Here is a 24,220-nt window from a genome sequence, read left to right as displayed (position 1 = left end):
CCCCAAGCAATCTGGTTATACTGTGAAGACGACATTCGCCGAAAATTCGCATGCTGCTCAATTAAGAGCACATCACAAATTTTACCTTAGCCTGATCCACTACCAGTGAAAGTAGTGTTCAGTCTATTTCTATCACATATCCGAATTTTTAAAGAACGATCTGACAAAAGTCAGAAATCAACATTCATCAACGAATGTTCATTTCTAAGTTCTGAGCAGTGCTGCGAAACCTGAAGAGTGGTGGAGCCAAGCGGGATCGAACCGCTGACCTCCTGCGTGCAAGGCAGGCGCTCTCCCAGCTGAGCTATGGCCCCGTATTTTGTAGGCCGCACCAAGTAATTGGTAGGTCTGGGCAGATTTGAACTGCCGACCTCACCCTTATCAGGGGTGCGCTCTAACCAACTGAGCTACAGACCTATAACAGGGTCGCGTTACAGCATCGTCTTTATACAAAGAATCAAGCAATTCGTGTGGGAGCTCATCAGCAGGCTGATGTCGTCGATTAAGGAGGTGATCCAGCCGCAGGTTCCCCTACGGCTACCTTGTTACGACTTCACCCCAGTCATGAATCACACCGTGGTAACCGTCCTCCCGAAGGTTAGACTAGCTACTTCTGGTGCAACCCACTCCCATGGTGTGACGGGCGGTGTGTACAAGGCCCGGGAACGTATTCACCGCGACATTCTGATTCGCGATTACTAGCGATTCCGACTTCACGCAGTCGAGTTGCAGACTGCGATCCGGACTACGATCGGTTTTGTGAGATTAGCTCCACCTCGCGGCTTGGCAACCCTCTGTACCGACCATTGTAGCACGTGTGTAGCCCAGGCCGTAAGGGCCATGATGACTTGACGTCATCCCCACCTTCCTCCGGTTTGTCACCGGCAGTCTCCTTAGAGTGCCCACCATAACGTGCTGGTAACTAAGGACAAGGGTTGCGCTCGTTACGGGACTTAACCCAACATCTCACGACACGAGCTGACGACAGCCATGCAGCACCTGTGTCAGAGTTCCCGAAGGCACCAATCCATCTCTGGAAAGTTCTCTGCATGTCAAGGCCTGGTAAGGTTCTTCGCGTTGCTTCGAATTAAACCACATGCTCCACCGCTTGTGCGGGCCCCCGTCAATTCATTTGAGTTTTAACCTTGCGGCCGTACTCCCCAGGCGGTCAACTTAATGCGTTAGCTGCGCCACTAAAATCTCAAGGATTCCAACGGCTAGTTGACATCGTTTACGGCGTGGACTACCAGGGTATCTAATCCTGTTTGCTCCCCACGCTTTCGCACCTCAGTGTCAGTATCAGTCCAGGTGGTCGCCTTCGCCACTGGTGTTCCTTCCTATATCTACGCATTTCACCGCTACACAGGAAATTCCACCACCCTCTACCGTACTCTAGCTTGCCAGTTTTGGATGCAGTTCCCAGGTTGAGCCCGGGGCTTTCACATTCAACTTAACAAACCACCTACGCGCGCTTTACGCCCAGTAATTCCGATTAACGCTTGCACCCTCTGTATTACCGCGGCTGCTGGCACAGAGTTAGCCGGTGCTTATTCTGTCGGTAACGTCAAAACAGCAAGGTATTCGCTTACTGCCCTTCCTCCCAACTTAAAGTGCTTTACAATCCGAAGACCTTCTTCACACACGCGGCATGGCTGGATCAGGCTTTCGCCCATTGTCCAATATTCCCCACTGCTGCCTCCCGTAGGAGTCTGGACCGTGTCTCAGTTCCAGTGTGACTGATCATCCTCTCAGACCAGTTACGGATCGTCGCCTTGGTGAGCCATTACCCCACCAACTAGCTAATCCGACCTAGGCTCATCTGATAGCGCAAGGCCCGAAGGTCCCCTGCTTTCTCCCGTAGGACGTATGCGGTATTAGCGTTCCTTTCGAAACGTTGTCCCCCACTATCAGGCAGATTCCTAGGCATTACTCACCCGTCCGCCGCTGAATCGAAGAGCAAGCCCCTCTCATCCGCTCGACTTGCATGTGTTAGGCCTGCCGCCAGCGTTCAATCTGAGCCATGATCAAACTCTTCAGTTCAATACTGCTTGGGTTTTTAAGAAACCCTAAACTTGGCTCAGCAATCTCAAATGACTATGTGATTTCTCGCATGGTCACTTGTGATGCTGATAATCTTTGTGACTATCAGTCCGTACTCACAAGCACCCACACGAATTGCTTGATTCAATTTGTTAAAGAGCGGTTGGTTAAGAGCTTTTCGTCTCAACCGAGGCGCGCATTCTACGCTTTCCTCATTTGCTGTCAAGCGTTTATTTTGAAGTTTTTTTCGAGAAACTCGTTTAGCTTCAAACACTTGACTCGCTGCGATCTCTCGTAGCGGGAGGCGAATCATACAGCGTTTAGAAGCGCTGTCAACCACCATCTTAACCGCTGACGACCTTTCGATCGAAGCCCTTCAAACTCCGTCTTGACTATTTAACTCATTGAATCTCAAGGAGTTTTTCGTTCCGACTACGCTGGAAGTGGGGCGCATTATAAGGGGATTCGAAATCGCGTCAACCCCTTAATTCCAATAAACTTTGATATCGCCGAAAAGCAAAGCGGGGAGGCCTTCGGCCTCCCCGCTATTTCGTTGCTTTATATAGCCTTAAAGCACCCCGGCACTGCGCAAGCGGTGTACCGCCTCGGCATCCAGCCCCAATACATCACTCAATACCGCCTCGGTATGCTCACCCAGCAGCGGTGGCGCCCGTCGGTACTCTACCGGTGTCTCCGACAGCCGAATCGGGCTGGCCACCTGCGGCACGCTCCCAGCCAGCGGGTGCGCGATACTCACCGCCAAGCCACGCGCCACTACCTGCGGGTCCTGGAACATCTGCGCCAGGTCATTGATAGGCCCGCAGGGCACACCAGCCGTCTCCAGCTGGCTCACCCATTCTGCAGTGGTCTTGAATACCGTAGCCTGACGAATCAACGGAATCAGCTCACCACGATTGGCAACCCGCAGCTTGTTGGTAGCGAAGCGCGGGTCATCCGCCCATTGCGGCTGCCCCGCCACCTCGGCGAACTTGCGAAACTGACTGTCGTTACCCACGGTAAGAATGAAATCGCCATCGGCCGTGGGGAAGTCCTGGTAGGGCACGATGTTGGGATGCGCATTGCCCAGGCGCCGGGGCGGGTTGCCCGTAGTCAGGTAGTTCATGGCCTGGTTGGCCAGGCATGCCACCTGCACATCGAGCAATGCCATGTCGACATGCTGACCGATGCCGGTTTGATCCCGATGGGCGAGGGCGGCCAAGATAGCCACCGTCGAATACAGCCCAGTGAGGATGTCAGTCAGCGCCACGCCAACTTTCACCGGCCCCGCGCCTTCCTCGCCCTCAGGCCGCCCGGTCAGGCTCATCAGCCCGCCCAGGCCCTGGATCATGAAGTCATAGCCTGCGCGCTTGGCATAAGGCCCCGTCTGACCGAAGCCAGTAATGGAGCAATAGATAAGCTTCGGGTTGAGTGCCTTCAGGCTTTGGTAATCCAGCCCGTAGGCCGCCAGGCCACCTACCTTGAAGTTCTCGATGACGATATCCGACTTGGCCGCTAGCTCACGCACCAGGCGCTGGCCTTCAGGCTGAGTGAAGTCGATCGTCACCGAACGCTTGTTGCGGTTGGCCGAAAGGTAATAAGCCGCCTCGCTGGTGTTCTCACCCTGGGCGTCCCGGAGAAAGGGCGGGCCCCACGAACGGGTATCATCGCCACTGCCCGGGCGCTCGACCTTGATCACGTCAGCACCAAGGTCAGCCAGAATCTGGCCAGACCAGGGGCCGGCCAACACGCGCGAAAGGTCCAGCACCCGCAGATGTGATAGCGCGCCCATGGGCTGGCTCCTTGTTAATAGAAGGCCTGGATGCCGGTCTGTGCACGCCCCAGGATCAGCGCATGCACGTCATGGGTACCCTCATAGGTGTTGACCACCTCGAGGTTGACCAGGTGGCGGGCCACACCGAACTCGTCGGAAATGCCATTACCCCCGAGCATGTCGCGCGCCATGCGGGCGATATCCAGGGCCTTACCGCACGAGTTGCGCTTCATGATCGAAGTGATCTCGACAGCCGCCGTGCCTTCATCCTTCATACGCCCCAGGCGCAGGCAGCCCTGCAGTGCCAAGGTGATTTCGGTCTGCATGTCGGCGAGCTTTTTCTGGATCAACTGGTTAGCTGCAAGCGGGCGGCCGAACTGCTGACGGTCCAGGGTGTATTGACGCGCGGTATGCCAGCAGGCCTCGGCGGCGCCCAATGCCCCCCAGGAAATGCCATAGCGCGCCGAGTTCAAGCAGGTGAACGGGCCCTTGAGGCCACGCACGTCCGGGAAGATGTTCTCTTCAGGCACGAATACGTTGTCCATCACGATTTCGCCGGTGATCGAGGCGCGCAGGCCGACCTTGCCATGGATCGCCGGGGCACTGAGGCCTTCCCAGCCCTTTTCCAGCACGAAGCCGCGGATGTCGCCCGCGTCATCCTTGCCCCAGACCACGAACACATCGGCGATCGGGCTGTTGGTAATCCACATCTTGCTGCCGGTCAGGCGGTAGCCACCGTCGACCTTCCGGGCACGGGTGATCATCGAACCCGGGTCGGAGCCATGGTTAGGCTCGGTCAGGCCAAAGCAGCCGATCCATTCACCACTGGCCAGTTTGGGGAGGTACTTCTGCTTCTGCGCCTCGGTGCCAAATTCGTTGATCGGCACCATGACCAGGGAAGACTGCACGCTCATCATTGAGCGATAGCCCGAGTCGATGCGCTCTACCTCGCGTGCAATCAACCCGTAGCACACATAATTCAGGCCGCTGCCGCCGTACTGTTCGGGAATGGTCGCACCCAGCAAACCGATTTCGCCCATCTCGCGGAAGATTGCTGGGTCGGTTCGCTCATGGCGGAAGGCCTCGAGCACGCGCGGCGCCAGCTTGTCCTGGGCAAACTGATAAGCGCTGTCACGCACCATGCGCTCTTCTTCAGTGAGCTGCTGATCCAGCAACAGCGGATCGATCCAGTTGAAGCTTGCTTTACCGGCCATGAGCGAAATCCTCGATATAGAGAGAGCAAATTCTTGTGCCCTTGAGCCTAGGCCTGATCGGCTGCCGGGACAAACGAGGATTGCGCACGGATTAGTGATAATTTATCACTCCGTAAATCGGCAAAACGCCACATTGACAGCCTTACAAGTGAGGTTGACGTACATGCGCCGCAAGATCCCCAGTACCGCCGCCCTGGTCTGCTTCGAGGCGGCGGCGCGTAACGAGAGCTTTACCAAGGCTGCGCAAGAGCTTGCGCTGACCCAGGGCGCCGTTTGTCGGCAGATCGGTGGCCTGGAGGCCTTCCTTAATGTCGAACTGTTTCGTCGCTCACGGCGTGGGGTAAAGCTGACCGAGGCGGGCCTGTCTTATAGTCGCCAGGTCGCCGCGCAGCTGGATGCCGTTGAGCGCGACACCCTGTCAGTGATGCGCCAGCAAGGCGCCAACGTGATCGAACTGGCCGTGGTGCCGACCTTTGGCACCCAATGGCTGCTGCCCAGGCTCAAGGACTTCCAGCAGGGCCACCCGGACGTCACCGTCAACCTGACCAACCGCACCCGCCCGTTCCTGTTTGCCGACACCGCCTTTGATGCCGCCATCTATTTCGGTGATGCCGACTGGTCAGGCACCCAGTCGCACCGGCTGATGGGCGAGAACCCTGTACCCGTGTGCAGCCCGGCCATGCTGGACGGGCAGGGCATGCTCGACGCCCGGCGCATTGCGCAACTGCCCTTGCTGCAGCAGACCACACGCCCGTATGCCTGGCGACAGTGGTTCGCCAGCCTGGGCATGAACGTGGAGCGCGACATGACAGGCCCACGCTATGAACTATTCTCCATGCTCGCACAGGCGGCGATGCACGACATGGGCGTCGCGCTGATCCCACCCTTCCTGATCCAGCGTGAGTTGCAGGAGGGTAGGTTGGTGGTCGCTAACAGGCATGCCCTGAGCAGCGACAAGGCCTACTATCTGATGATTCCCGAGCGCAAGGTTGAGTCCGCTTCGCTGCGCGCCTTCCGCGACTGGCTGGTGGCACAAGCCAAGCAATACACGGCGTCAACGTAGGAATACGGTGCAACCTGACCCCGTAGTCAATTATTTTAAACACCTACAGATATATGTATTTGTCGCATATACGTAAACTGTTATGCAAGCCTGAAAATCCCCTTTAACCCTGCTGACTACGCGGCTTTCAGGGCGAAATTGCGACATTCACCAAGTCGTAAGCGAATTAGGGCCATTTTTTTTGATTTTTTCTCCTAATCTCCCAATAGCCCATGTTTGACGGGCTGCGACGGTAGGCTTGCGACATACGGTCACAGGGTGACTTGTAGTTTTAACTTCGTTTCGCTCCATAACCGGTTGTAGGCCCCCGGGTTCATCTGCAAAATGCCTGGCCCGCCTAGGACTCGGCGGGTTGACGCTCAACGACCGCACCAGCGCACCACCCGAAGTACGCTGGCTTCCACAAAGACAAAAGGTCACCGCAGGAGATAAAGTCGTGCACATTGGTGTTCCTCTCGAGACGCAGACGGGTGAGACAAGGGTCGCCGCGACCCCTGAAACCATCAAAAAACTGGTTGCTCAAGGCCATCAGGTCACCGTCCAACGGGGGGCAGGGCTAAACGCCAGCATTCCGGACAGTGCCTATGAGGCCGTGGGCGCCTCCCTGGGAAGCGCCGCCGACGCCTATGGCGCGCAACTCGTACTCAAAGTGGTCGCGCCCAATGATCAGGAGCTCGCGCTGATCAGCAGTGGCAGCCTGCTGGTGGGGATGCTCAACCCGTTCAACGGCGAACTGATCGGCAAGATGGCCGACCGCGGCATCACTGCCTTCGCCCTGGAAGCAGCGCCACGTACCTCACGTGCGCAAAGCCTCGACGTACTGTCGTCGCAGGCCAACATCGCCGGTTACAAGGCAGTGCTGCTGGCCGCTCACTACTACCCGCGCTTCATGCCCATGCTGATGACCGCTGCCGGCACCGTTAAGGCTGCCCGCGTGCTGATTCTGGGCGCCGGCGTTGCAGGGCTGCAGGCCATTGCCACGGCCAAGCGCATGGGCGCCGTGATCGAGGCCTCGGATGTGCGCCCCGCCGTCAAGGAGCAGATCGAGTCGCTGGGCGCCAAGTTCATCGATGTGCCTTACGAAACCGACGAGGAGCGTGAGTGCGCCGAAGGCGTGGGTGGCTATGCGCGGCCGATGCCGGCCAGCTGGATGCAGCGCCAGGCCCAGGCCGTACACGAGCGCGCCAAGCAGGCCGATATCGTCATCACCACGGCACTGATCCCGGGCCGCAAGGCGCCGACCCTGCTCAGCGCTGAAACCGTCGCGCAAATGAAGCCGGGCTCGGTGGTCATCGACCTGGCGGCAGCCCAAGGCGGCAACTGCCCGCTGACCGTTGCCGACCAGGTGGTGCTGGAAAACGGCGTGACCATCGTCGGCTCCACCAACCTGCCAGCCCAGGTGGGGGCCGATGCGTCGGCGCTGTACGCACGCAACCTGCTGGACTTCATGAAGCTGTTGTTCGACAAGGACAACGCGCTGGTCATCAACCTCGAAGACGATATCGTCGCGGCCTGCCTCATGTGCCGCGACGGGCAAGTCGTCCGCAAGAACGGCTAAGGAGCACGACAATGGAAGACATGCTGATTTCCCATGGCATCTACAACCTGATCATCTTCGTGCTGGCCATCTATGTGGGCTACCACGTCGTGTGGAACGTTACCCCGGCACTGCACACGCCGCTGATGGCGGTCACCAACGCCATCTCCGCCATCGTCATCGTCGGCGCCATGCTGGCCGCCGCGCTGACCGTGACACCGGCCGGCAAGGTGATTGGCACGCTCGCCGTGGCCTTGGCCGCGGTCAACGTATTCGGTGGCTTCCTGGTCACCCGTCGCATGCTTGAGATGTTCAAGAAGAAAGCCAAGAACGAGGCGAAGAAGTAAGCATGAGCATGAATCTGGTAACGCTTCTCTACCTGGTCGCCTCGATCTGCTTCATCCAGGCGCTCAAGGGCCTTTCGCACCCGACCACGTCACGCCGCGGCAACCTGTTCGGCATGATCGGCATGGGCTTGGCCATCGTCACCACCGTTGGCCTCATCTATAAGCTGGGCGCAGAGCTTGCCACCGCCGGCATCGGCTATGTGATCGTCGGCCTGCTGGTCGGCGGCACCGCTGGCTCGGTCATGGCCAAGCGTGTCGAGATGACCAAGATGCCGGAGCTGGTCGCCTTCATGCACAGCATGATCGGCCTGGCTGCGGTATTCATCGCCATTGCCGCCGTGCTTGAGCCCCAGTCGATGGGCATCGTCGCCGCCATCAGCGACCCGATCCCCACCGGCAACCGCCTGGAGCTGTTCCTCGGTGCAGCCATTGGTGCCATCACCTTCTCGGGTTCGGTCATCGCCTTCGGCAAGCTGTCGGGCAAGTACAAGTTCCGCCTGTTCCAGGGCGCACCGGTACAGTTCACCGGCCAGCACAAGCTGAACCTGATCCTTGGCCTGACCACCATCGCCCTTGGCCTGCTGTTCACCTTCACCGGCCATTACAGTGCCTTCACCCTGATGCTGGCCCTGGCCTTCATCATGGGCGTACTGATCATTATCCCGATCGGTGGCGCGGACATGCCGGTGGTGGTGTCGATGCTCAACAGCTATTCGGGCTGGGCCGCTGCAGGTATCGGCTTCTCGCTGAACAACTCGATGCTGATCATTGCAGGCTCACTGGTCGGCTCCAGCGGTGCGATCCTCTCGTACATCATGTGCAAGGCGATGAACCGTTCGTTCTTCAACGTCATCCTCGGCGGCTTCGGTGGCGCGACGGATGTTGCAGGCCCAGCGGGCGCCCAGGAAGCTCGCCCGGTAAAATCCGGCTCGGCCGACGACGCCACCTTCCTGCTCAGCAATGCCGACACGGTGATCATCGTGCCTGGCTACGGCCTGGCGGTTGCCCGTGCCCAGCACGCGTTGAAGGAGCTGACCGAGAAGCTGACCCACAACGGCGTGACTGTGAAGTACGCGATCCACCCGGTGGCAGGCCGTATGCCAGGGCACATGAACGTGCTGCTGGCCGAAGCCGAAGTGCCTTACGACCAGGTGTTCGAGATGGACGACATCAACGCCGAGTTTGGCCAGGCCGATGTGGTACTGGTGCTGGGCGCCAACGACGTGGTCAACCCGGCAGCGAAGAACGACCCCAAATCGCCGATTGCCGGCATGCCGATCCTTGAGGCGTTCAAGGCCAAGACCATCATCGTCAACAAGCGCTCCATGGCCAGTGGCTATGCAGGCCTGGACAACGAACTGTTCTACCTGGACAAGACCATGATGGTATTCGGTGATGCCAAGAAGGTAATCGAGGATATGGTCAAAGCAGTGGAATAACCCCACCGCGGTAAACCGTGCGCTATATAAGAAGCCCCGCCGAGAAATCTGCGGGGCTTTTTGCATTTGCCTGATCCAGATCAACGGCTCTACTTCCGGGCTTCTCATACGACCATGGTCGTGGGACGGCAACCGGCGAAATCTCTAGACTGCGCTCCAGTAGCTTCAGTAGCCTGAGATAACAATCCATGTACCGTGATCGTATCCGCTTGTCCTCCCTGCACAGCAAGGTAATGAGTGCGGCTGATGCCGCTGGTCTGATCGAGGACGGCATGACCGTCGGCATGAGCGGTTTCACCCGCGCCGGCGAAGCCAAAGCCGTACCCCATGCCCTGGCCGAACGTGCCAAGCAGTCGCCACTGAAAATCAGCCTGATGACCGGCGCCAGCCTGGGTAATGACCTGGACAAGCAGCTGACCGAGGCCGGCGTGCTGGCCCGCCGCATGCCCTTCCAGGTCGACAGCACCTTGCGCAAGGCCATCAACGATGGCCAGGTGATGTTCATCGACCAGCACCTTTCGGAAACCGTCGAACAACTGCGCAACCAGCAGCTCAAGCTGCCGGACATCGCGGTTATCGAAGCAGTGGCCATTACCGAGCAAGGCCACATCGTGCCGACCACCTCGGTGGGCAACTCGGCCAGCTTCGCGATCTTCGCCAAGCAAGTGATCGTCGAGATCAACCTGTCGCACAACGCCAACCTCGAAGGCCTGCACGACATCTATATCCCGACCTACCGCCCGACCCGCACACCGATCCCGTTGGTCAAGGTCGATGATCGCATCGGCAGCATGGCCATCCCGATCGACCCGGCCAAGATTGTCGGTATCGTCATCAGCGACCAGCCGGACTCGCCGTCCACCGTATTGCCGCCTGACCACGAGACCCAAGGCATCGCCGACCACCTGATCAACTTCCTCAAGAAGGAAGTCGACGCCGGCCGTATGACCAACAAGCTCGGCCCGCTGCAGGCCGGTATCGGCAGCATCGCCAACGCGGTGATGTGCGGTTTGATCGATTCGCCGTTCGAAGACCTGACCATGTACTCCGAAGTACTGCAGGACTCGACCTTCGACCTGATCGACGCTGGCAAGCTGAGCTTCGCCTCGGGCAGCTCGATTACCTTGTCGTCCCGCCGCAATGCGGATGTGTTCGGCAACCTGGAGCGTTACAAGGACAAGCTGGTGCTGCGTCCGCAAGAGATCTCCAACCACCCCGAGGTGGTACGTCGCCTAGGCATCATCGGTATCAACACCGCACTGGAGTTCGATATCTACGGCAACGTCAACTCCACCCACGTCTGCGGCACGCGGATGATGAACGGCATCGGCGGTTCTGGCGATTTCGCCCGTAACGCCCACCTGGCGGTGTTCGTCACCAAGTCGATTGCCAAGGGGGGTGCGATTTCCAGCGTGGTGCCGATGGTCAGCCACGTTGACCACACCGAGCACGATGTCGACATCCTGGTCACCGAGCAGGGCCTGGCAGACTTGCGCGGCCTGGCGCCACGCGAGCGCGCCCGGGCGATCATCGACAACTGTGTGCACCCGGATTACCGCGCAGCGCTTAACGATTACTTCGAGCGTGCGTGCCAACGTGGTGGCCATACCCCGCACATTCTGCGCGAGGCGCTGAGCTGGCACGAAAACCTGGAAGAAACTGGGCGCATGCTCGCCAGTTGATCGGTTGGGAGGGGGCTGCTGCACAGCAGCCCTTTCGCGACGCAAGGTCGCCCCACTAGCAGCCCTAATAAACTGTACTACTGTACTGGTCATCACGCTTCAAGCCCGCCTTCACAAACCTCTCTCTACTCATTAACGCACCATAAAAGTGCAGACCAGTACAGTTGCGCCTATTTCGAGTGCAACAGTAGGATTACACAGTTAACTGAACCATCGTAATGCAACAGAACTGTATCTACTGTTATGGACAAGAGAGGAGGATCATTGGCATCAGTTAAATCACTACCTAATCCCGCCATAAGCGGAAGGATGAAACATCATGGAACGTACACTCAGTTCCGGTCTGGTTTTTGAAAGCAACGCCCAGCAATCCAACGCTTCAATGCCTCTGCGCGCTCTGTCCACCCTGCTACTGTGGCAGCGTCGCATGGCCAGCCGCCGTCAACTGGCTCGCCTGGACTCCCGCCTGCTGGCCGACGCCGGTATCAGCGAGTCGCAGCGTTACGAAGAGCTGAGCAAGCCTTTCTGGCGCTAAGCTCCGGCTTGCCGGCTGCGGCCGGCACCGCAAATTCCAAAACCCGTTGCAGGTGACTGCAACGGGTTTTTTGTGTCTGACCCTCGTGCTAGAGCACTTGGCAGCGCAACAGGTACAGTTTATTTAAAATCATAAACACACCAGCACAGTTTTTGAGCGCGCCGTTCATTAACATCCAGAAACACCGGCGCGTGATACGCTTGGCTTAACAGTCTGGTAGAACCGGATGTTGAAAAGTACCGAGGCGCGCAGTGCGAGCGTCCGATTAGCAGAATCCCCAGGAGTCCACGATCATGTCCCGTAAACATCTGATTGGCGCCGCCCTGATGCTGAGCCTGGCAGGCACCGCCAGCGCCACCAGCTTCGTCGTCACCACCGACGCAGTCGTGGGCGCTGTAGCCGCCTCGACCGACGCCACTTCCGACGTGTCTTCGTCGTTCCGCGACGACAAGATCGTCCAGGCCGCCCGTGACGACGCCGCCAGCTTCGTCGGCAGCCAAGGCGCTATTCGCGGCGCCAAGCTGGAAAGCGCCTTCCTGCACATTCGTGGGCAGATGCCAACCCTGCAGGCCAGCGACGCACAGTTGGCACAGGCCATCCTGGCGCTCTGACCTGCAACTGAGCCGTGCGGCTCGTGGGGTTCGCCCGCACAGCCGCACGCGCCTTCACGCCCACGTTTCAAGCCTTTAGAAGCCCATGCGTTATCTTTTGCCGTTTTTGTTCGCCGCCGTTGGCGTGCCCCTGAGCATGGCAAGTGCCCATGCCATGGACACCACCACACAAAGCCTGGTCATCACCGGCTATGTCACCAGCCAAGTCACCACCGCGCCGTTTGACCGCAAGCTGGTCAGCCAGGCCCGTGACGATGCAGCAGCATTCGTCGCCAGCGATGGCATGATTCGCGGTGCGCGCCTGGAAGCGGCTCTCGATTCACTGCGCCACCACTGTGCACGGCAGGCTGTCGGCGACCTGGAACTGGCGCAGGCAATTCTCGTCCAATGACTACACCTGACTCCCTGTATTTTTCGGAGATGCTCCATGCGTAAACCGCTGATCGCCGCTACCCTCGGCATGCTGCTGCTGGCCGACCTGGCCCAGGCACAGACTCTGGTGGCCACCAGCAATATCATCGTGCGCGCCTTCGGCCGCTCGATCGATTTCACCTCAGACACCACTACATCGATCCGTGACTCCAAAGTCGTGCGTGAAGCGCACGACGATGCTGCCAGCTTCGTCGCCAGCAACGGTGACATCCGTGGCGCCCAACTCGAGGCTGCCTTCAACACCCTGCGCGAGCGCCTGCCTGAAGCGCGTGGCGCCAGCGACCAGGTACTGGCCGAAGCCATCCTGGCACTGTGAACCAGGTGCGTGCCTGGCTGCTCGGCTGCGCCCTGACGCTGCTCGGTACGCCCGCCCTGGCCGACCTGCAGCTGGTGCTGCAGGCTTCCGGCCTCGACCCTCAACAAACTCAAGCCAGCCAGGCACTGCTCGACGAAGCGCTGGGCAAGCTGCCGCCGCGCTTCAAACAGCAACTGGACCGGCGTGTGCTGGTCAGCTGGAGCGCTCGCATGCCTGCCGACGCGTATGGCCAGGCATCGCTGGTTTCCACCCTGGAGCTCAACAGCCGCCTGTTGCCAGGGCTGGCTGATGGCAGCGCCGCCCACGAACGTACCGACCGCCCGCATGGCACCGTGCGGGAGGAGTTGTTGGCCACTGTGCTGCATGAGCTGACCCACATTTACGACCGCGCACGGCTATGGCCCGTTACCGAGCGCTCGCTGATCGCCCGCTGCAAGCGCCAGCAGGGCACCGTGGGCAAAGTCGGCCTGCCAGAGGTGTGCCGCGGCCAGGCCGAGCGGCGCTTCACCTTGAGCGATGACCCGCGCCTGCTCGACCTTGCCGGCTGGCAGCAGTATGTCGGCCGCCGTGGCGAACGCGAGCAGCACAACGGCCAGTTCGTGCGCAGCCCCGACAGCTATGAGCTGAGCAGCCCCAAGGAATTCATCGCGGTCAATATGGAGTACTTCCTCCTCGACCCGAGCTATGCCTGCCGGCGCCCAGCCTTGAACCAGTACCTGCGCGACCACTTCGGCTGGGCCCCCGAGCAGCAAGCCTGTGCCAAAGGCCTGCCGTTCCTCAATGCCGGCAGCGACTTCGCCCGCCAACCATTGGGCGAGATCGACCCCGAGCGCGTCTATGAGGTCGACTACCTGCTGGCCGAGGCCAATCAGAACTGGGTCAGCCGCTGGGGCCACAGCATGCTGCGCCTGGTCATCTGCAAGCCTGGCCGGCCGCGCGGCCCGGATTGCCGCCTGGACCTCGACCAGCACCTGGTGCTGTCGTACCGCGCCTTCGTCAACGATGTGCAGCTGTCCAGTTGGGACGGCCTGGTCGGCGCTTACCCGTCGCGGCTGTTCGTGCTGCCCTTGGGCCAGGTGATCGATGAATACACCAAGACCGAGCTGCGTAGCCTGGCCTCGATCCCGCTCAGGCTCGACCGCCAGGAAGTCGAGAACCTGGTGCGCCAGGCCGCAGAAATGCACTGGAGCTACGACGGCAATTACTACTTCCTGTCCAACAACTGCGCGGTCGAGTCGCTGAAACTGCTACGCAGCGGCACGGCTAACCCACGCCTGAACGACCTGGACAGCATCATGCCCAACGGCTTGCTGGAAGTGCTCAAAGGGCGGGGCATTGCCGATACCCGTGTGCTCGATGACCCACGCGAAGCGCTGCGCCTGGGTTACCGCTTCGACTCCTACCGCGACCGCTACCAGGCCATGTTCGACGTGCTGAAAAAGCAGCTGCCGATCAAGCAGGACAAGGTCGAGGACTGGCTGGCCCTGGATGCCGAGCAGCGCCGCAGCTGGTTCGCCCAGGCCGACCTACGCACCAGCGCCGCCTTGCTGCTGCTGGAACAGGCCAGCTTGCGGCGCCAGCTGTTGCTGGCCCAGGACGAAGTCAAGCAGCGCTACCTGAACGCTGCTGCACTGAAGGATGGCAGCATCGACAAGGCCAACCAGACGCTGCAGCAGATGCTCGCCAACAGCGGTTTTCTCAGCCGCCCGGCAGAACTGCTCGATGCCAAAGGCTACGGCCTGCCGCAGCCTGATGAGCGCAAGCACCTGGAGAAGGTCAGCAGCGAGCGGCAGGCCCAGTTGCTGCGGCTGAGCACCGACCTGGACAAAGAGGTGAGGGCGCTGCTGGACCCGTCGCGGGCCAAGGAAATTGCCGCGATCGAGGCCAACGTGAAGCAAGTGGGCGAGCATTTGCGGGCATTGCACAAGGCCGCAGGTGGGCTGCAGTTGTAGGAGAGGCCTACAAGCTTTCCTCAGCCTCGCCCGGCAAGTCCTCATCCAGGTGCAACCAGGGCAACCGGCTACCAATCCAGATATGCCGGTTGGCCCGTACCCGTTCCGGGTGGTCCAGCGTCGCCACCGTCACATCGATGCTGTGCGGGCTGTGCGCAGTGACCAGTGCCACATGCGCCCCGCAATGCCCACAGAAGTACCGGCTGCAACTGGCCGGTGCCACGTAGCAGTTCGGCTCGCCCGCCAACCATTGAAAACCCGAGCGGGGCAGAGTCAGCCAGGTCACCACCAAACCACCACTGACCCGCCGACAAATCGTGCAATGGCAGTGGGCAACATCCGTCAGCGCGCCCTCCAACCGATAACGCAAGGCGCCACAATGGCAGCCACCCTCGGTCACATCCTGCATCACCTACCTCCTGTCGCCTTTGTCTCAGCGAAAGCTGGCTGAAAGCTTGCCCTCATAGGATAGCGCCCACTACCGGCACAAGACCGGTCAGCCAGGGCATCCGGAATTTTCCGCGCCCGGCCCAATCAACAACAACAATGGTGATTCTGATGTATTCCTGTGCCCGCCTTCTCGTAGTGCCCCTTCGCAAGCTCCCTGCGCAGCGCCCGACGCGCTGATCCGCCCGAATCGACTGTCCTTTCGCCGCGCCACGCCTGGAGTATTGCCATGCTGACCTTCCTCGGCTTTGCCATGGTCATCACCTTCATGTACCTGATCATGACCAAGCGCCTGTCGGCCTTGATCGCGCTGATCCTGGTACCGATCCTGTTCGCCCTGTTCGGTGGTTTTTCCGCCAAGATCGGCCCGATGATGCTCGAAGGCATCAGCAAACTCGCGCCCACCGGCGTGATGTTGATGTTCGCCATTCTCTATTTCGCCCTGATGATCGACTCTGGCCTGTTCGACCCGGCCGTGCGCAAGATCCTCAAGCTGGTCAAAGGTGACCCGCTGAAAGTCTCGGTGGGCACCGCCGTGCTGGCCCTGGTGGTCTCGCTCGACGGTGACGGCGCCACCACCTACATGATCTGCTGCGCCGCCATGTTGCCGATGTACAGCCGCTTGGGCATGAGCCCGCGGATCATGGCCGGGCTGATCATTCTCGCCGGCGGTGTGATGAACATGACCCCGTGGGGTGGCCCGACCGCCCGCGCCGCCAGCGCCCTGCACGTGGACCCATCGGACATTTTCGTGCCGATGATCCCGGCGATGCTGTTCGGCGTGCTGGCGATCCTGGCCATTGCCTATATGTACGGCAAACGCGAGCGTGCTCGTCTGGGTGAACTGCACCTGCCGACCGACGACATCGACCACAGCGAAATCACCGTTTCGCAGTACCCGGATGCGCGTCGCCCCAAGCTCCTGTACTTCAACGGCGCCCTGACCGCAGCCCTGATGGTTGCCCTGATCGCAGGCGTACTGCCACTGCCGGTGCTGTTCATGATCGCCTTCAGCATCGCCATGATCGTCAACTACCCCTGCCTGCAACAGCAGAAAGATCGCATTGCCGCCCATGCCGGCAGCGTGCTGGCCGTCACCGGGCTGATCTTCGCCGCAGGTATCTTCACCGGCATCCTGTCGGGCACCGGCATGGTCGATGCCATGTCCAAGAGCCTGCTGGCGGTCATCCCCGATGCAATGGGCCCGTACCTGGCGGTGATCACCGCGATCGTGAGCATGCCGTTCACCTTCTTCATGTCCAACGACGCCTTCTACTACGGCGTGTTGCCGGTGCTTGCCGAAGCGGCCAGCCACTATGGCATCAGCCCGGTCGAGATGGCCCGTGCGTCGATCGTCGGCCAGCCGGTACACCTGCTCAGCCCCCTGGTACCCTCCACCTACCTGCTGGTGGCCCTGGCCGGCATCGAATTCGGCGACCACCAGCGCTTCACCTTGAAGTGGGCAGTTCTGGTGTGCCTGTGCATAATGCTCGCCGCATTGCTGATGGGCATTTTCCCGCTGTTCAGTAGTCTTTAATAAAAACGTATTACCCTACCGCGACGCGCCCCTTGTCCGGGCGCGTCGCCTTTATCGCTCGAAGGAATACACATGGAATGGCTGACCAGCCCGGAAATCTGGGTTGCCTTTTTCACCCTCACCGCGCTTGAGATCGTGCTCGGGATCGACAACATCATCATGATTTCGATCCTGGTCAGCCGCATGCCCAAGCACATGCAGCCACGTACCCGGATCTTCGGCCTGGCCCTGGCCATGGTCACGCGCATCCTCTTGCTGCTGTCGATCACCTGGGTCATGCGCCTGACTGCCGACCTGTTCGAGGTCTTCGGCCATGGCATCTCCGGGCGCGACCTGATCCTGTTCTTCGGTGGCCTGTTCCTGCTGTGGAAGAGCTCGCAGGAGATCTACCACGGCCTGGAAGGTGAAGACGAAAGCAGCGACGAGCCCAAAGGCGCGGGCGGCAAGTTCTTCTACACCATCATCCAGATCGCCATCATCGACATCGTGTTCTCGCTGGACTCGGTGATCACCGCAGTGGGCATGGTGTCCCATGTGCCGGTGATGATCGCCGCCATCGTCGTCGCCGTACTGGTGATGATGCTGTGCGCCGGTGCCATCAGCAATTTCATCGACAAGCACCCTTCGCTGAAGATGCTCGCGCTGTCGTTCCTGATCGTGGTCGGTACCGTACTGATCGCCGAATCGTTCGACGTGCATGTGCCAAAAGGCTACGTCTACTTCGCCATGGCGTTCTCGCTGGCGGTGGAAGCGATCAACATCCGTATGCGCACTGCCTTGTCGCGCAAGGATGGCAAAGAGAATGATCCGGTGAAACTGCGCAAGGACATTCCGGGTCAATAAACCCAGGAAGCGTTTTGCAGAAAAGGGCCCTTCGGGGCTCTTTTTCGTTTATGCGGCCACAGAAATACAGGGCAATCATTCATGCGCGGTGTGTTTCAAATGAGTGACAGCCATGCGAAGCTGGCAACAGCTGCGCAAAACAACTAAAGCTTTGAGTGGGCACTGAAATTTCTCAAGCGCCCACGCTCCACTTCTTGGCCCGCATGGGCCATCGGCAACAGGGGGCTTCGCCATGCTGACCCTGCTCAACCTGCTCTCGGCCGTGACGCTATTGGTCTGGGGTACACATATCGTGCGTACTGGCATCCTGCGGGTATTCGGGTCCGACCTGCGCCGCATCATCAGCCAGAACATGAACAAGCGCCCCCTGGCGTTCATCGCCGGGATCCTCGTCACCGCTATGGTGCAGAGCAGCAACGCCACCGCCATGCTGGTCACATCCTTCGTCGGCCAGGGCCTGATGGCCATGACGCCAGCCCTGGCGATCATGCTCGGCGCCGATGTCGGCACCGCGCTCATGGCCAGGGTGCTGACCTTCGACCTGTCGTGGCTGTCACCGCTGCTGATTTTTCTGGGGGTGATCTTCTTCCTTTCCCGCAAGCAGACCCGGGTCGGCCAATTGGGCCGGGTAGGGATCGGGCTTGGCTTGATCATCCTGGCCCTGGAGCTGATCGTGCAGGCCGCTGCACCCATCACCCATGCCCAGGGGGTGAAAGTGCTGTTCGCCTCGCTGACCGGCGACATCTTGCTCGATGCCCTGGTCGGCGCGCTGTTTGCCATGATTTCCTATTCCAGCCTGGCGGCCGTGCTGCTCACCGCGACGCTGGCCGGCGCCGAACTGATCAGCCTGCCGGTGGCCATCGGCCTGGTGGTCGGTGCCAACATCGGTAGCGGCTTGCTCGCATTCATCAGCACCAGCATGCAGAACGCCGCCGGGCGGCGTGTGGCTCTGGGCAGCTTGCTGTACAAGCTGATCGGCCTGGTGCTGATCATTCCGGTGCTGCACCCACTGGTGACGTGGATGGACACACTGAGCTTCAGCCCTCAGGAGCTAGTGATCGGCTTCCACCTGCTCTACAACACCTTGCGCTGCCTGATCATGCTGCCCACCGTCAAACCTATGGGCCGGCTGTGCAACAGCTTGCTGCCCGAACGCGAAAACGGCAACGGCCAAGTGCGCCCGCGCCACCTCGATGCCTCGGCGCTCGACACCCCCAGCCTGGCACTGGCCAATGCCGCCCGCGAGACCCTGCGCCTGGGCGATATTGTCGACAGCCTGCTCGAAGCCATGCTCGGCGCCCTGCGCGGCACCCAAGCAGCCCTGCCACAGCAGGTGCGTGCCTTGGGCGAGGACGCCGAGGCCTTGTACAGCGCCATCAAACTGTACCTGGCGCAAATGACGCGGGAGGACCTCAGCGAGCGCGACAACCGGCGCTGGGCCGAAATCATCGAACTGGCGATCAACCTCAAGCTGGCCTGCGACCTGGTCGAGCGCATGCTGCGCAAGGTCCAGCAGCAGAAAACCAGCCAACGCCGGGCGTTTTCCCAGGTCGGCCTGGAGGAACTGACCGGCCTGCAAGAACAGCTGTTGTCGAACCTGCGCCTCGGCCTGTCGGTGTTTCTCAGCGCAGACCCCGAGAGCGCGCAGTTGCTGCTGCGCGAGAAACGCCGTTTCCGTGCGCAGGAAAGGCGCCTTGCCCACGCGCATGTCAGCCGCCTGCAACGCAAGGTGTTGCAAAGTATCGAGACCAGTTCGCTACACTTGGAGCTGATTGCCGACATGAAGCGGTTGAACTCTTTGTTCTGCAGCAGTGCCTATGTGGTACTAGGCGGCTCGGACACCGGCGGGCTGATGCTCGACACTGTGCCGGACGAAGCCCGCTTGCCGTGATTTCGCCTACCAGGAGAGCCAAGCTCGCCCATGCGTTGCCTGATGTTCGTTTGCCTGCTGATCTGCAGCCTGCCCACCCTGGCCCTCGACCGCTCGCGGGTAGAGGGGTACCTGTTGCCCAACGGTCTGCAGGTCATCCTCAAGGACGGCTATGAACGTGACCACGTGGCCATCCGCCTGGTGGTCGGGGTTGGCCTGGATGACTTCGACTGTGAGCAGAAGGAGCTGCCACACCTGCTCGAGCACCTGCTGTTCAGCGGTATCGACGAAACCGGCGAGGGCGGACTGGAAGAGCGCCTGCAAGCCTTGGGTGGCGAGTGGAACGCCTATACCAGCAGCGCCGACACCACGTTCGTGATCGAGGCACCTGCGCGTAACCAGCGTAAAGTGCTCGACCTGCTGCTGGCGGTGATCCGCGACACCCCTATCGACGCCAAGGCCCTGGCCACGGCGAAAAGGATCATCGAGCGCGAGGACGGCGGCCACTATGGCCACCTGCAACGCTGGCTGGACCGCCAGGACATCGGCCACCCCGCCAGTGACCAACTGGCGACCGAACTCGGCCTCAAGTGTGCCGAGCGCTCGAACATCGACGACATGACCCTGGAGCAGGTGCAGGCCTTGCGCGACCGCTGGTACGCGGCCAACAACATGACCCTGATCATGGTCGGCGGCCTCGACCGCCTGCTGCCGGCGTACCTGGAGCGCACCTTTGGCGAGCTGCCAGCCACCGAGCCGGAAGAGCGCCGCAACCTTGAAAGCATCAGCCAGCAGGCCGAGCAACGCCGCGACCTGACCCGCGGCTGGCTGGGCGACAGCGTCAAGCTGCACTGGCTGTTCATCGAGCCGGTGCTGGACAACGACCATCAGCCGACCCTCGACCTGCTGTCGCGCTACCTGGATTGGGCGCTGTACGACCAACTGCGCCTGCGCAATGGCTTGTCCTACGGGCCGTCGGTACAGCGCGAGAGCTTCGGTGACAGCGGCATGCTCAGCCTCAACGCCGACCTGGAACGCGACGACGTCGACCAGGCGGTCAAGGTGATGCAGGGGTTGTTCGACCACCTGCGCAAGGAAGGCCTCGACCCGGATACCTTCGCCCGCATCAAGGGCGCCAGCATGGCCCGGGAAAGCTGGAGCACCCAGGGCAACAGCGCCTTGGCCGACTACTACTGGGGGGCGTTGAACGACTACAACGACGGGCGCTTTGCCAACCCGGTGCGAAAGTTGCGGCAGGTCAGCCTTGCGCAGGCCAACGAAGCGTTGCAGGCACTGCTCAAGGACCAGGGCTACCTGCGCATCGAGAAGCCCCTGCTGGGTTATGACGAGCTGTACGGGTTGCTCGCCTTGCTGCTGGGGCTGATCCTGGCGGCCGGGTTGCTGCGTTGGCGCCGGCATACCCCGCAACCACCGAGCGGTGCTACACGCAAAGCGTGATTCGGCGGTATCCTTTAGCCAGTACCGGCCTCTTCACGGGGTTGCCCGAAAAGAGGCCGGCACAGCCACCCTATCTCTCCCTGTTGTAGACCCATGCCCCCAATTCCCCGCATCGTCCAGCGCGTCATCGAACTGCTTAAACGCTACCCCGGCATCATCGCGCTCGGAGGCTTCCTCTCCGGCATCGGCAGCTTCATCCTGGTCGACCGCCAGGCCGGCCTGGCCAGCTGGGTGGCGATCCTGATGCTGGTCAGCTGGGTCTGGCTGATGCTGGAAAACACCCTCACCGGCCTGTTCGCCCGCACCTTCAACCGAGAGATCCCGCAACCGTTGCTGCGCTACGCGACGCAGATGATCCACCAGGAAACACTGTTCTTCGTCTTGCCGTTCTTCTTCATCACCACCACCTGGAACAGCGGCCAACTGGTATTCACCGGCCTGCTCGCCGCCGCCGGGCTGATCTCGATCGTCGACCCGCTGTACTACAAGTGGTTGGCGCCGCGGCGCTGGCTGTTCCTCGCGCTGCACACGCTGACCTTGTTCGCGGCGCTGCTCACCGCGCTGCCGATCATTCTTCACCTGACCACCGCGCAAAGCTTCAAGCTGGCGTTGATCATTGCCATGGCCCTGTCGTTCCCGAGCCTGGCCAGCAGCTTCCCGGTCAATACCTGGCGGCGCGGCGTGGCGCTGGTTCTGGTGACCCTGTCGGTGGGCGGCGGGGGGTGGTTGCTGCGCTCGTGGGTACCACCGGCGACGTTGTGGATGACCGAAGTGGCCGTCAGCACCGAAGTGCTCAATCGCCAGCCCGGCGAGTCACTGGACGAGATTGCCGCCAGCCGCATCAAGACCAGCGGGCTGTATGCGTACACCTCGGTCAACGCACCCCGGGGCCTGAACGAGCGCATTTACCACGTGTGGCAAAAAGACGGCAAGGAAGTAGACCGGATTGCGCTAGATATTCATGGCGGGCGCAAGGAAGGCTACCGGGCCTGGACCCACAAGCAGAACTTCCCGCCTAACCCGGTCGGTAAATGGCAGGTGAGGGTGCTGACCGAGGACGGCCAGGTGATCGGGGTGCTGCGGTTCAAAGTGCTCGACGATGCGCCGAGCCCATAGCTTCCTGGTTTGAGCACACAATCAATAAACCGCCCCATGCCCTCTGCGCTATGATCAGCCCCTAAGCCTTAGCGCCGAGTCAGTTGCATGGAGCCTATGACACCCCCCAGCGCCACCTTGGACACCAGCCACCAACCGCCCTGCCTGCGTATTACCGGTGACTGGACCCTGGCCCACTATGCCAGCCTCAAGCGCGACAGCGAACGCCTGCGCACGCTATGCAGCAACGACGCCGTTGCCGACCTCAGCCAACTGGGCCGCCTCGACACCGCCGGCGCCTCGCTGCTGGCCGAACTGCTCGGCGCCGAACGCCTGTCGCACTGCACCGATGGCCTGCCCGACGCCAGCCGTGCCCTGCTCAAGACCGTGTACTGCTCGGTGCAGGACTACTGCATTCCGGTCAAGGAGGCCGAACGCCCGGTGCTGCTGTTGCTGCTCGAGCGTATCGGCCGTGCCGTCAGCACCGTCTGGCAAGACACCCGGCAGTTGCTCGGCTTCGTCGGCCTGATTCTCGAAACCTTGCTGCGCCGGGCCTTCCAGCCCCACCGCTGGCGGCTTACGCCGGTCGTGGCGCACATCGAACAGACCGGCCTGGATGCTGCGCCCATCGTCGCCTTGCTGACCTTTCTGGTGGGCGCGGTGGTGGCGTTTCTGGGCGCAACGGTGCTGGCCGCGTTCGGCGCGACCCTCTTCACCGTCGACCTGGTGGCGTTCTCGTTCTTGCGTGAGTTTGCCGTGCTGTTGACCGCCATCCTCATGGCCGGCCGCACGGCCAGTGCCTTCACCGCGCAGATCGGCTCGATGAAGGCCAACGAAGAAATCGACGCCATCCGCACCCTGGGCCTCAACCCCATGGAGCTGCTGGTGGTGCCACGGGTATTGGCACTATTGATTTCGTTGCCGCTGCTGACCTTCCTCGCGATGATCTGCGGCATCGTCGGCGGCGCGGTGGTGTGTGCCCTGTCGCTGGATATCTCACCCGCCATGTTCCTGTCGCTGCTGCAGACCGACATCGGTGTGCAACACTTCCTCGTCGGCCTGGCCAAAGCACCGTTTTTTGCCTTCCTGATCGCCGCCATCGGCTGCCTGGAAGGCTTCAAGGTCAGCGGCAGCGCGGAGTCCGTGGGCGCCCACACCACCTCGGCAGTGGTGCAGTCGATTTTCGTGGTCATCGTGCTGGATGCGGTGGCGGCACTGTTCTTCATGGAGATGGGCTGGTGAGTGGCCGGGAAACCGTGATCGAGGCACGGGGCATCTGTAACCGCTTCGGCAGCCAGAGCGTGCATGAAAACCTCGACCTGGACCTGTACCGGGGCGAGATCCTTGCCGTGGTCGGTGGCTCGGGTAGCGGCAAATCGGTGCTGTTGCGCAGCATCATCGGCCTGCGACGGCCTAACGAGGGGCAGATCAAGGTATTTGGCCAGGACCTGGCCGAGTTGCGTGAAGAACAGCGTTCGTTGGTCGAGCGACGCTTCGGCGTGCTGTTCCAGAAGGGCGCGCTGTTCTCGTCGCTGACCATCACCGAAAACGTCGCCTTGCCGCTGATCGAACACGCCGGCTTGTCCCGCGCCGACGCCGAGCACCTGGCCGGGGTCAAGCTGGCCCTGGCCGGCCTGCCCATCTCGGCTGCCGACAAATACCCCGCCTCGCTATCCGGCGGCATGATCAAACGCGCAGCGCTGGCACGTGCCCTGGCACTGGACCCGGACATCCTGTTCCTCGACGAGCCCACCGCAGGCCTCGACCCGATCGGCGCCGCCGCGTTCGACCAGTTGATCCTGACCCTGCGCGACGCACTCGGTCTGTCGGTGTTTCTCATCACCCACGACCTGGACACCCTCTACACCATCACTGACCGGGTGGCGGTGCTGTCGCAGAAAAAGGTCCTGGTGGCCGGCCCCCTGGCCGAGGTCGAGCAAGCCGACGACGCCTGGATTCAAGAATACTTTCACGGCCCACGCGGGCGCGCAGCCGAACAGGCCGCCGCCCGCCCGGGCCAGGAGCGCTGAA

20 protein-coding genes, 2 tRNA genes and 1 rRNA gene are annotated in these 24,220 nt (G+C 61.0%); 17 read left to right on the top strand and 6 right to left on the bottom strand.

Annotated elements, in window-relative coordinates; all coding sequences use genetic code 11:
* Positions 1 to 238: 238 nt before the first annotated feature.
* From LJX93_RS00600 to LJX93_RS00580, 5 genes are all read right to left on the bottom strand, one after another.
* Positions 239 to 314: transfer RNA gene (locus tag LJX93_RS00600), tRNA-Ala, on the bottom strand.
* 26 nt (positions 315 to 340) lie between these two features.
* Positions 341 to 417, bottom strand: a tRNA-Ile gene (locus LJX93_RS00595).
* Positions 418 to 503: 86 nt separating this feature from the next.
* Positions 504 to 2,040: ribosomal RNA gene (locus tag LJX93_RS00590) — 16S ribosomal RNA — on the bottom strand.
* Between the two features lie 568 nt (positions 2,041 to 2,608).
* Positions 2,609 to 3,829: a CaiB/BaiF CoA transferase family protein gene (locus tag LJX93_RS00585; RefSeq protein WP_033702566.1), complete on the bottom strand. Its 1,221-nt coding sequence runs from the start codon at positions 3,827 to 3,829 to the stop codon at positions 2,609 to 2,611.
* Between the two features lie 14 nt (positions 3,830 to 3,843).
* On the bottom strand, positions 3,844 to 5,025 hold the full coding sequence (locus LJX93_RS00580; protein WP_033702565.1) for an acyl-CoA dehydrogenase: 1,182 nt from the start codon (positions 5,023 to 5,025) through the stop codon (positions 3,844 to 3,846).
* A 163-nt stretch (positions 5,026 to 5,188) separates the two neighbouring features.
* Between LJX93_RS00580 and LJX93_RS00575 the strand changes: the two genes are divergently transcribed.
* The 10 genes from LJX93_RS00575 to LJX93_RS00530 all read left to right on the top strand — a co-directional run bounded on the left by LJX93_RS00575 (position 5,189) and on the right by LJX93_RS00530 (position 14,939).
* Positions 5,189 to 6,088, top strand: coding sequence for a LysR family transcriptional regulator (locus LJX93_RS00575; protein WP_033702564.1), 900 nt, complete (start codon positions 5,189 to 5,191; stop codon positions 6,086 to 6,088).
* A 436-nt stretch (positions 6,089 to 6,524) separates the two neighbouring features.
* Complete coding sequence (locus LJX93_RS00570) at positions 6,525 to 7,646, top strand: Re/Si-specific NAD(P)(+) transhydrogenase subunit alpha (protein WP_047583849.1); 1,122 nt, start codon at positions 6,525 to 6,527, stop codon at positions 7,644 to 7,646.
* An 11-nt stretch (positions 7,647 to 7,657) separates the two neighbouring features.
* Positions 7,658 to 7,972: an NAD(P) transhydrogenase subunit alpha gene (locus tag LJX93_RS00565; RefSeq protein WP_227696640.1), complete on the top strand. Its 315-nt coding sequence runs from the start codon at positions 7,658 to 7,660 to the stop codon at positions 7,970 to 7,972.
* A gap of 2 nt (positions 7,973 to 7,974) precedes the next feature.
* Positions 7,975 to 9,411: an NAD(P)(+) transhydrogenase (Re/Si-specific) subunit beta gene (locus tag LJX93_RS00560; protein ID WP_047583848.1), complete on the top strand. Its 1,437-nt coding sequence runs from the start codon at positions 7,975 to 7,977 to the stop codon at positions 9,409 to 9,411.
* 188 nt (positions 9,412 to 9,599) lie between these two features.
* Complete coding sequence (locus LJX93_RS00555; RefSeq protein ID WP_033702560.1) at positions 9,600 to 11,093, top strand: acetyl-CoA hydrolase/transferase family protein; 1,494 nt, start codon at positions 9,600 to 9,602, stop codon at positions 11,091 to 11,093.
* Positions 11,094 to 11,412: 319 nt separating this feature from the next.
* Complete coding sequence (locus tag LJX93_RS00550; RefSeq protein WP_012269957.1) at positions 11,413 to 11,628, top strand: DUF1127 domain-containing protein; 216 nt, start codon at positions 11,413 to 11,415, stop codon at positions 11,626 to 11,628.
* 293 nt (positions 11,629 to 11,921) lie between these two features.
* A complete protein-coding gene (locus LJX93_RS00545) occupies positions 11,922 to 12,239 on the top strand; it encodes a DUF2388 domain-containing protein (RefSeq protein WP_033702558.1) in 318 nt (105 codons plus the stop codon).
* 85 nt (positions 12,240 to 12,324) lie between these two features.
* A complete protein-coding gene (locus tag LJX93_RS00540; RefSeq protein ID WP_047583847.1) occupies positions 12,325 to 12,630 on the top strand; it encodes a DUF2388 domain-containing protein in 306 nt (101 codons plus the stop codon).
* Between the two features lie 36 nt (positions 12,631 to 12,666).
* Entirely contained in the window at positions 12,667 to 12,987 is a 321-nt protein-coding gene (locus LJX93_RS00535) for a DUF2388 domain-containing protein (RefSeq protein ID WP_027591949.1), read from the top strand.
* Positions 12,984 to 14,939 (top strand): DUF4105 domain-containing protein, encoded by a 1,956-nt coding sequence (locus LJX93_RS00530; RefSeq protein WP_227696639.1) that lies wholly within the window; start codon positions 12,984 to 12,986, stop codon positions 14,937 to 14,939. Before LJX93_RS00535 ends, LJX93_RS00530 begins: the two co-directional genes overlap by 4 nt.
* 7 nt (positions 14,940 to 14,946) lie before the next feature.
* Here the strand turns inward: LJX93_RS00530 and LJX93_RS00525 are convergent, their stop codons facing one another.
* Positions 14,947 to 15,348, bottom strand: coding sequence for a GFA family protein (locus LJX93_RS00525; RefSeq protein ID WP_033702555.1), 402 nt, complete (start codon positions 15,346 to 15,348; stop codon positions 14,947 to 14,949).
* Between the two features lie 267 nt (positions 15,349 to 15,615).
* Here LJX93_RS00525 and LJX93_RS00520 point away from each other — a divergent pair, with 267 nt between their 5' ends.
* The 7 genes from LJX93_RS00520 to LJX93_RS00490 all read left to right on the top strand — a co-directional run bounded on the left by LJX93_RS00520 (position 15,616) and on the right by LJX93_RS00490 (position 24,219).
* Positions 15,616 to 16,923 (top strand): CitMHS family transporter, encoded by a 1,308-nt coding sequence (locus tag LJX93_RS00520; RefSeq protein WP_033702554.1) that lies wholly within the window; start codon positions 15,616 to 15,618, stop codon positions 16,921 to 16,923.
* 72 nt (positions 16,924 to 16,995) lie between these two features.
* The gene (locus LJX93_RS00515; protein WP_033702553.1) at positions 16,996 to 17,766 is read left to right on the top strand and encodes a TerC family protein; all 771 of its coding nucleotides are present in this window, start codon (positions 16,996 to 16,998) and stop codon (positions 17,764 to 17,766) included.
* A 232-nt stretch (positions 17,767 to 17,998) separates the two neighbouring features.
* Positions 17,999 to 19,657: a Na/Pi cotransporter family protein gene (locus LJX93_RS00510; protein ID WP_033702552.1), complete on the top strand. Its 1,659-nt coding sequence runs from the start codon at positions 17,999 to 18,001 to the stop codon at positions 19,655 to 19,657.
* Positions 19,658 to 19,687: 30 nt separating this feature from the next.
* Positions 19,688 to 21,094 carry a M16 family metallopeptidase gene (locus LJX93_RS00505; protein WP_047583845.1) on the top strand — a complete coding sequence of 469 codons (1,407 nt, stop codon included), beginning with the start codon at positions 19,688 to 19,690 and terminating at the stop codon, positions 21,092 to 21,094.
* Positions 21,095 to 21,187: 93 nt separating this feature from the next.
* Positions 21,188 to 22,210 (top strand): DUF5924 family protein, encoded by a 1,023-nt coding sequence (locus LJX93_RS00500; protein ID WP_047583844.1) that lies wholly within the window; start codon positions 21,188 to 21,190, stop codon positions 22,208 to 22,210.
* Positions 22,211 to 22,297: 87 nt separating this feature from the next.
* Positions 22,298 to 23,431, top strand: coding sequence for an ABC transporter permease (locus LJX93_RS00495; protein WP_033702549.1), 1,134 nt, complete (start codon positions 22,298 to 22,300; stop codon positions 23,429 to 23,431).
* Positions 23,428 to 24,219: an ABC transporter ATP-binding protein gene (locus LJX93_RS00490; RefSeq protein ID WP_033702548.1), complete on the top strand. Its 792-nt coding sequence runs from the start codon at positions 23,428 to 23,430 to the stop codon at positions 24,217 to 24,219. Before LJX93_RS00495 ends, LJX93_RS00490 begins: the two co-directional genes overlap by 4 nt.
* Position 24,220 lies beyond the last annotated feature (1 nt).

The organism is Pseudomonas sp. HN2-3, from assembly GCF_020691745.1.
GTDB classification, from domain to species: domain Bacteria; phylum Pseudomonadota; class Gammaproteobacteria; order Pseudomonadales; family Pseudomonadaceae; genus Aquipseudomonas; species Aquipseudomonas capeferrum.
Note: the sequence above shows the minus strand (reverse complement) of the source record. Positions and strands in the feature narration are given on the sequence as shown.

Excerpts from the sequence above, each read along its gene's own strand:
- LJX93_RS00585 (WP_033702566.1), bottom strand. The coding sequence starts at position 3,829 with ATGGGCGCGCTATCACATCTGCGGGTGCTGGACCTTTCGCGCGTGTTG.
- LJX93_RS00580 (WP_033702565.1), bottom strand. The coding sequence starts at position 5,025 with ATGGCCGGTAAAGCAAGCTTCAACTGGATCGATCCGCTGTTGCTGGAT.
- LJX93_RS00575 (WP_033702564.1), top strand. The coding sequence starts at position 5,189 with ATGCGCCGCAAGATCCCCAGTACCGCCGCCCTGGTCTGCTTCGAGGCG.
- LJX93_RS00565 (WP_227696640.1), top strand. The coding sequence starts at position 7,658 with ATGGAAGACATGCTGATTTCCCATGGCATCTACAACCTGATCATCTTC.
- LJX93_RS00560 (WP_047583848.1), top strand. The coding sequence starts at position 7,975 with ATGAGCATGAATCTGGTAACGCTTCTCTACCTGGTCGCCTCGATCTGC.
- LJX93_RS00555 (WP_033702560.1), top strand. The coding sequence starts at position 9,600 with ATGTACCGTGATCGTATCCGCTTGTCCTCCCTGCACAGCAAGGTAATG.
- LJX93_RS00550 (WP_012269957.1), top strand. The coding sequence starts at position 11,413 with ATGGAACGTACACTCAGTTCCGGTCTGGTTTTTGAAAGCAACGCCCAG.
- LJX93_RS00545 (WP_033702558.1), top strand. The coding sequence starts at position 11,922 with ATGTCCCGTAAACATCTGATTGGCGCCGCCCTGATGCTGAGCCTGGCA.
- LJX93_RS00540 (WP_047583847.1), top strand. The coding sequence starts at position 12,325 with ATGCGTTATCTTTTGCCGTTTTTGTTCGCCGCCGTTGGCGTGCCCCTG.
- LJX93_RS00535 (WP_027591949.1), top strand. The coding sequence starts at position 12,667 with ATGCGTAAACCGCTGATCGCCGCTACCCTCGGCATGCTGCTGCTGGCC.
- LJX93_RS00525 (WP_033702555.1), bottom strand. The coding sequence starts at position 15,348 with ATGCAGGATGTGACCGAGGGTGGCTGCCATTGTGGCGCCTTGCGTTAT.
- LJX93_RS00520 (WP_033702554.1), top strand. The coding sequence starts at position 15,616 with ATGCTGACCTTCCTCGGCTTTGCCATGGTCATCACCTTCATGTACCTG.
- LJX93_RS00515 (WP_033702553.1), top strand. The coding sequence starts at position 16,996 with ATGGAATGGCTGACCAGCCCGGAAATCTGGGTTGCCTTTTTCACCCTC.
- LJX93_RS00510 (WP_033702552.1), top strand. The coding sequence starts at position 17,999 with ATGCTGACCCTGCTCAACCTGCTCTCGGCCGTGACGCTATTGGTCTGG.
- LJX93_RS00505 (WP_047583845.1), top strand. The coding sequence starts at position 19,688 with ATGCGTTGCCTGATGTTCGTTTGCCTGCTGATCTGCAGCCTGCCCACC.
- LJX93_RS00500 (WP_047583844.1), top strand. The coding sequence starts at position 21,188 with ATGCCCCCAATTCCCCGCATCGTCCAGCGCGTCATCGAACTGCTTAAA.
- LJX93_RS00495 (WP_033702549.1), top strand. The coding sequence starts at position 22,298 with ATGGAGCCTATGACACCCCCCAGCGCCACCTTGGACACCAGCCACCAA.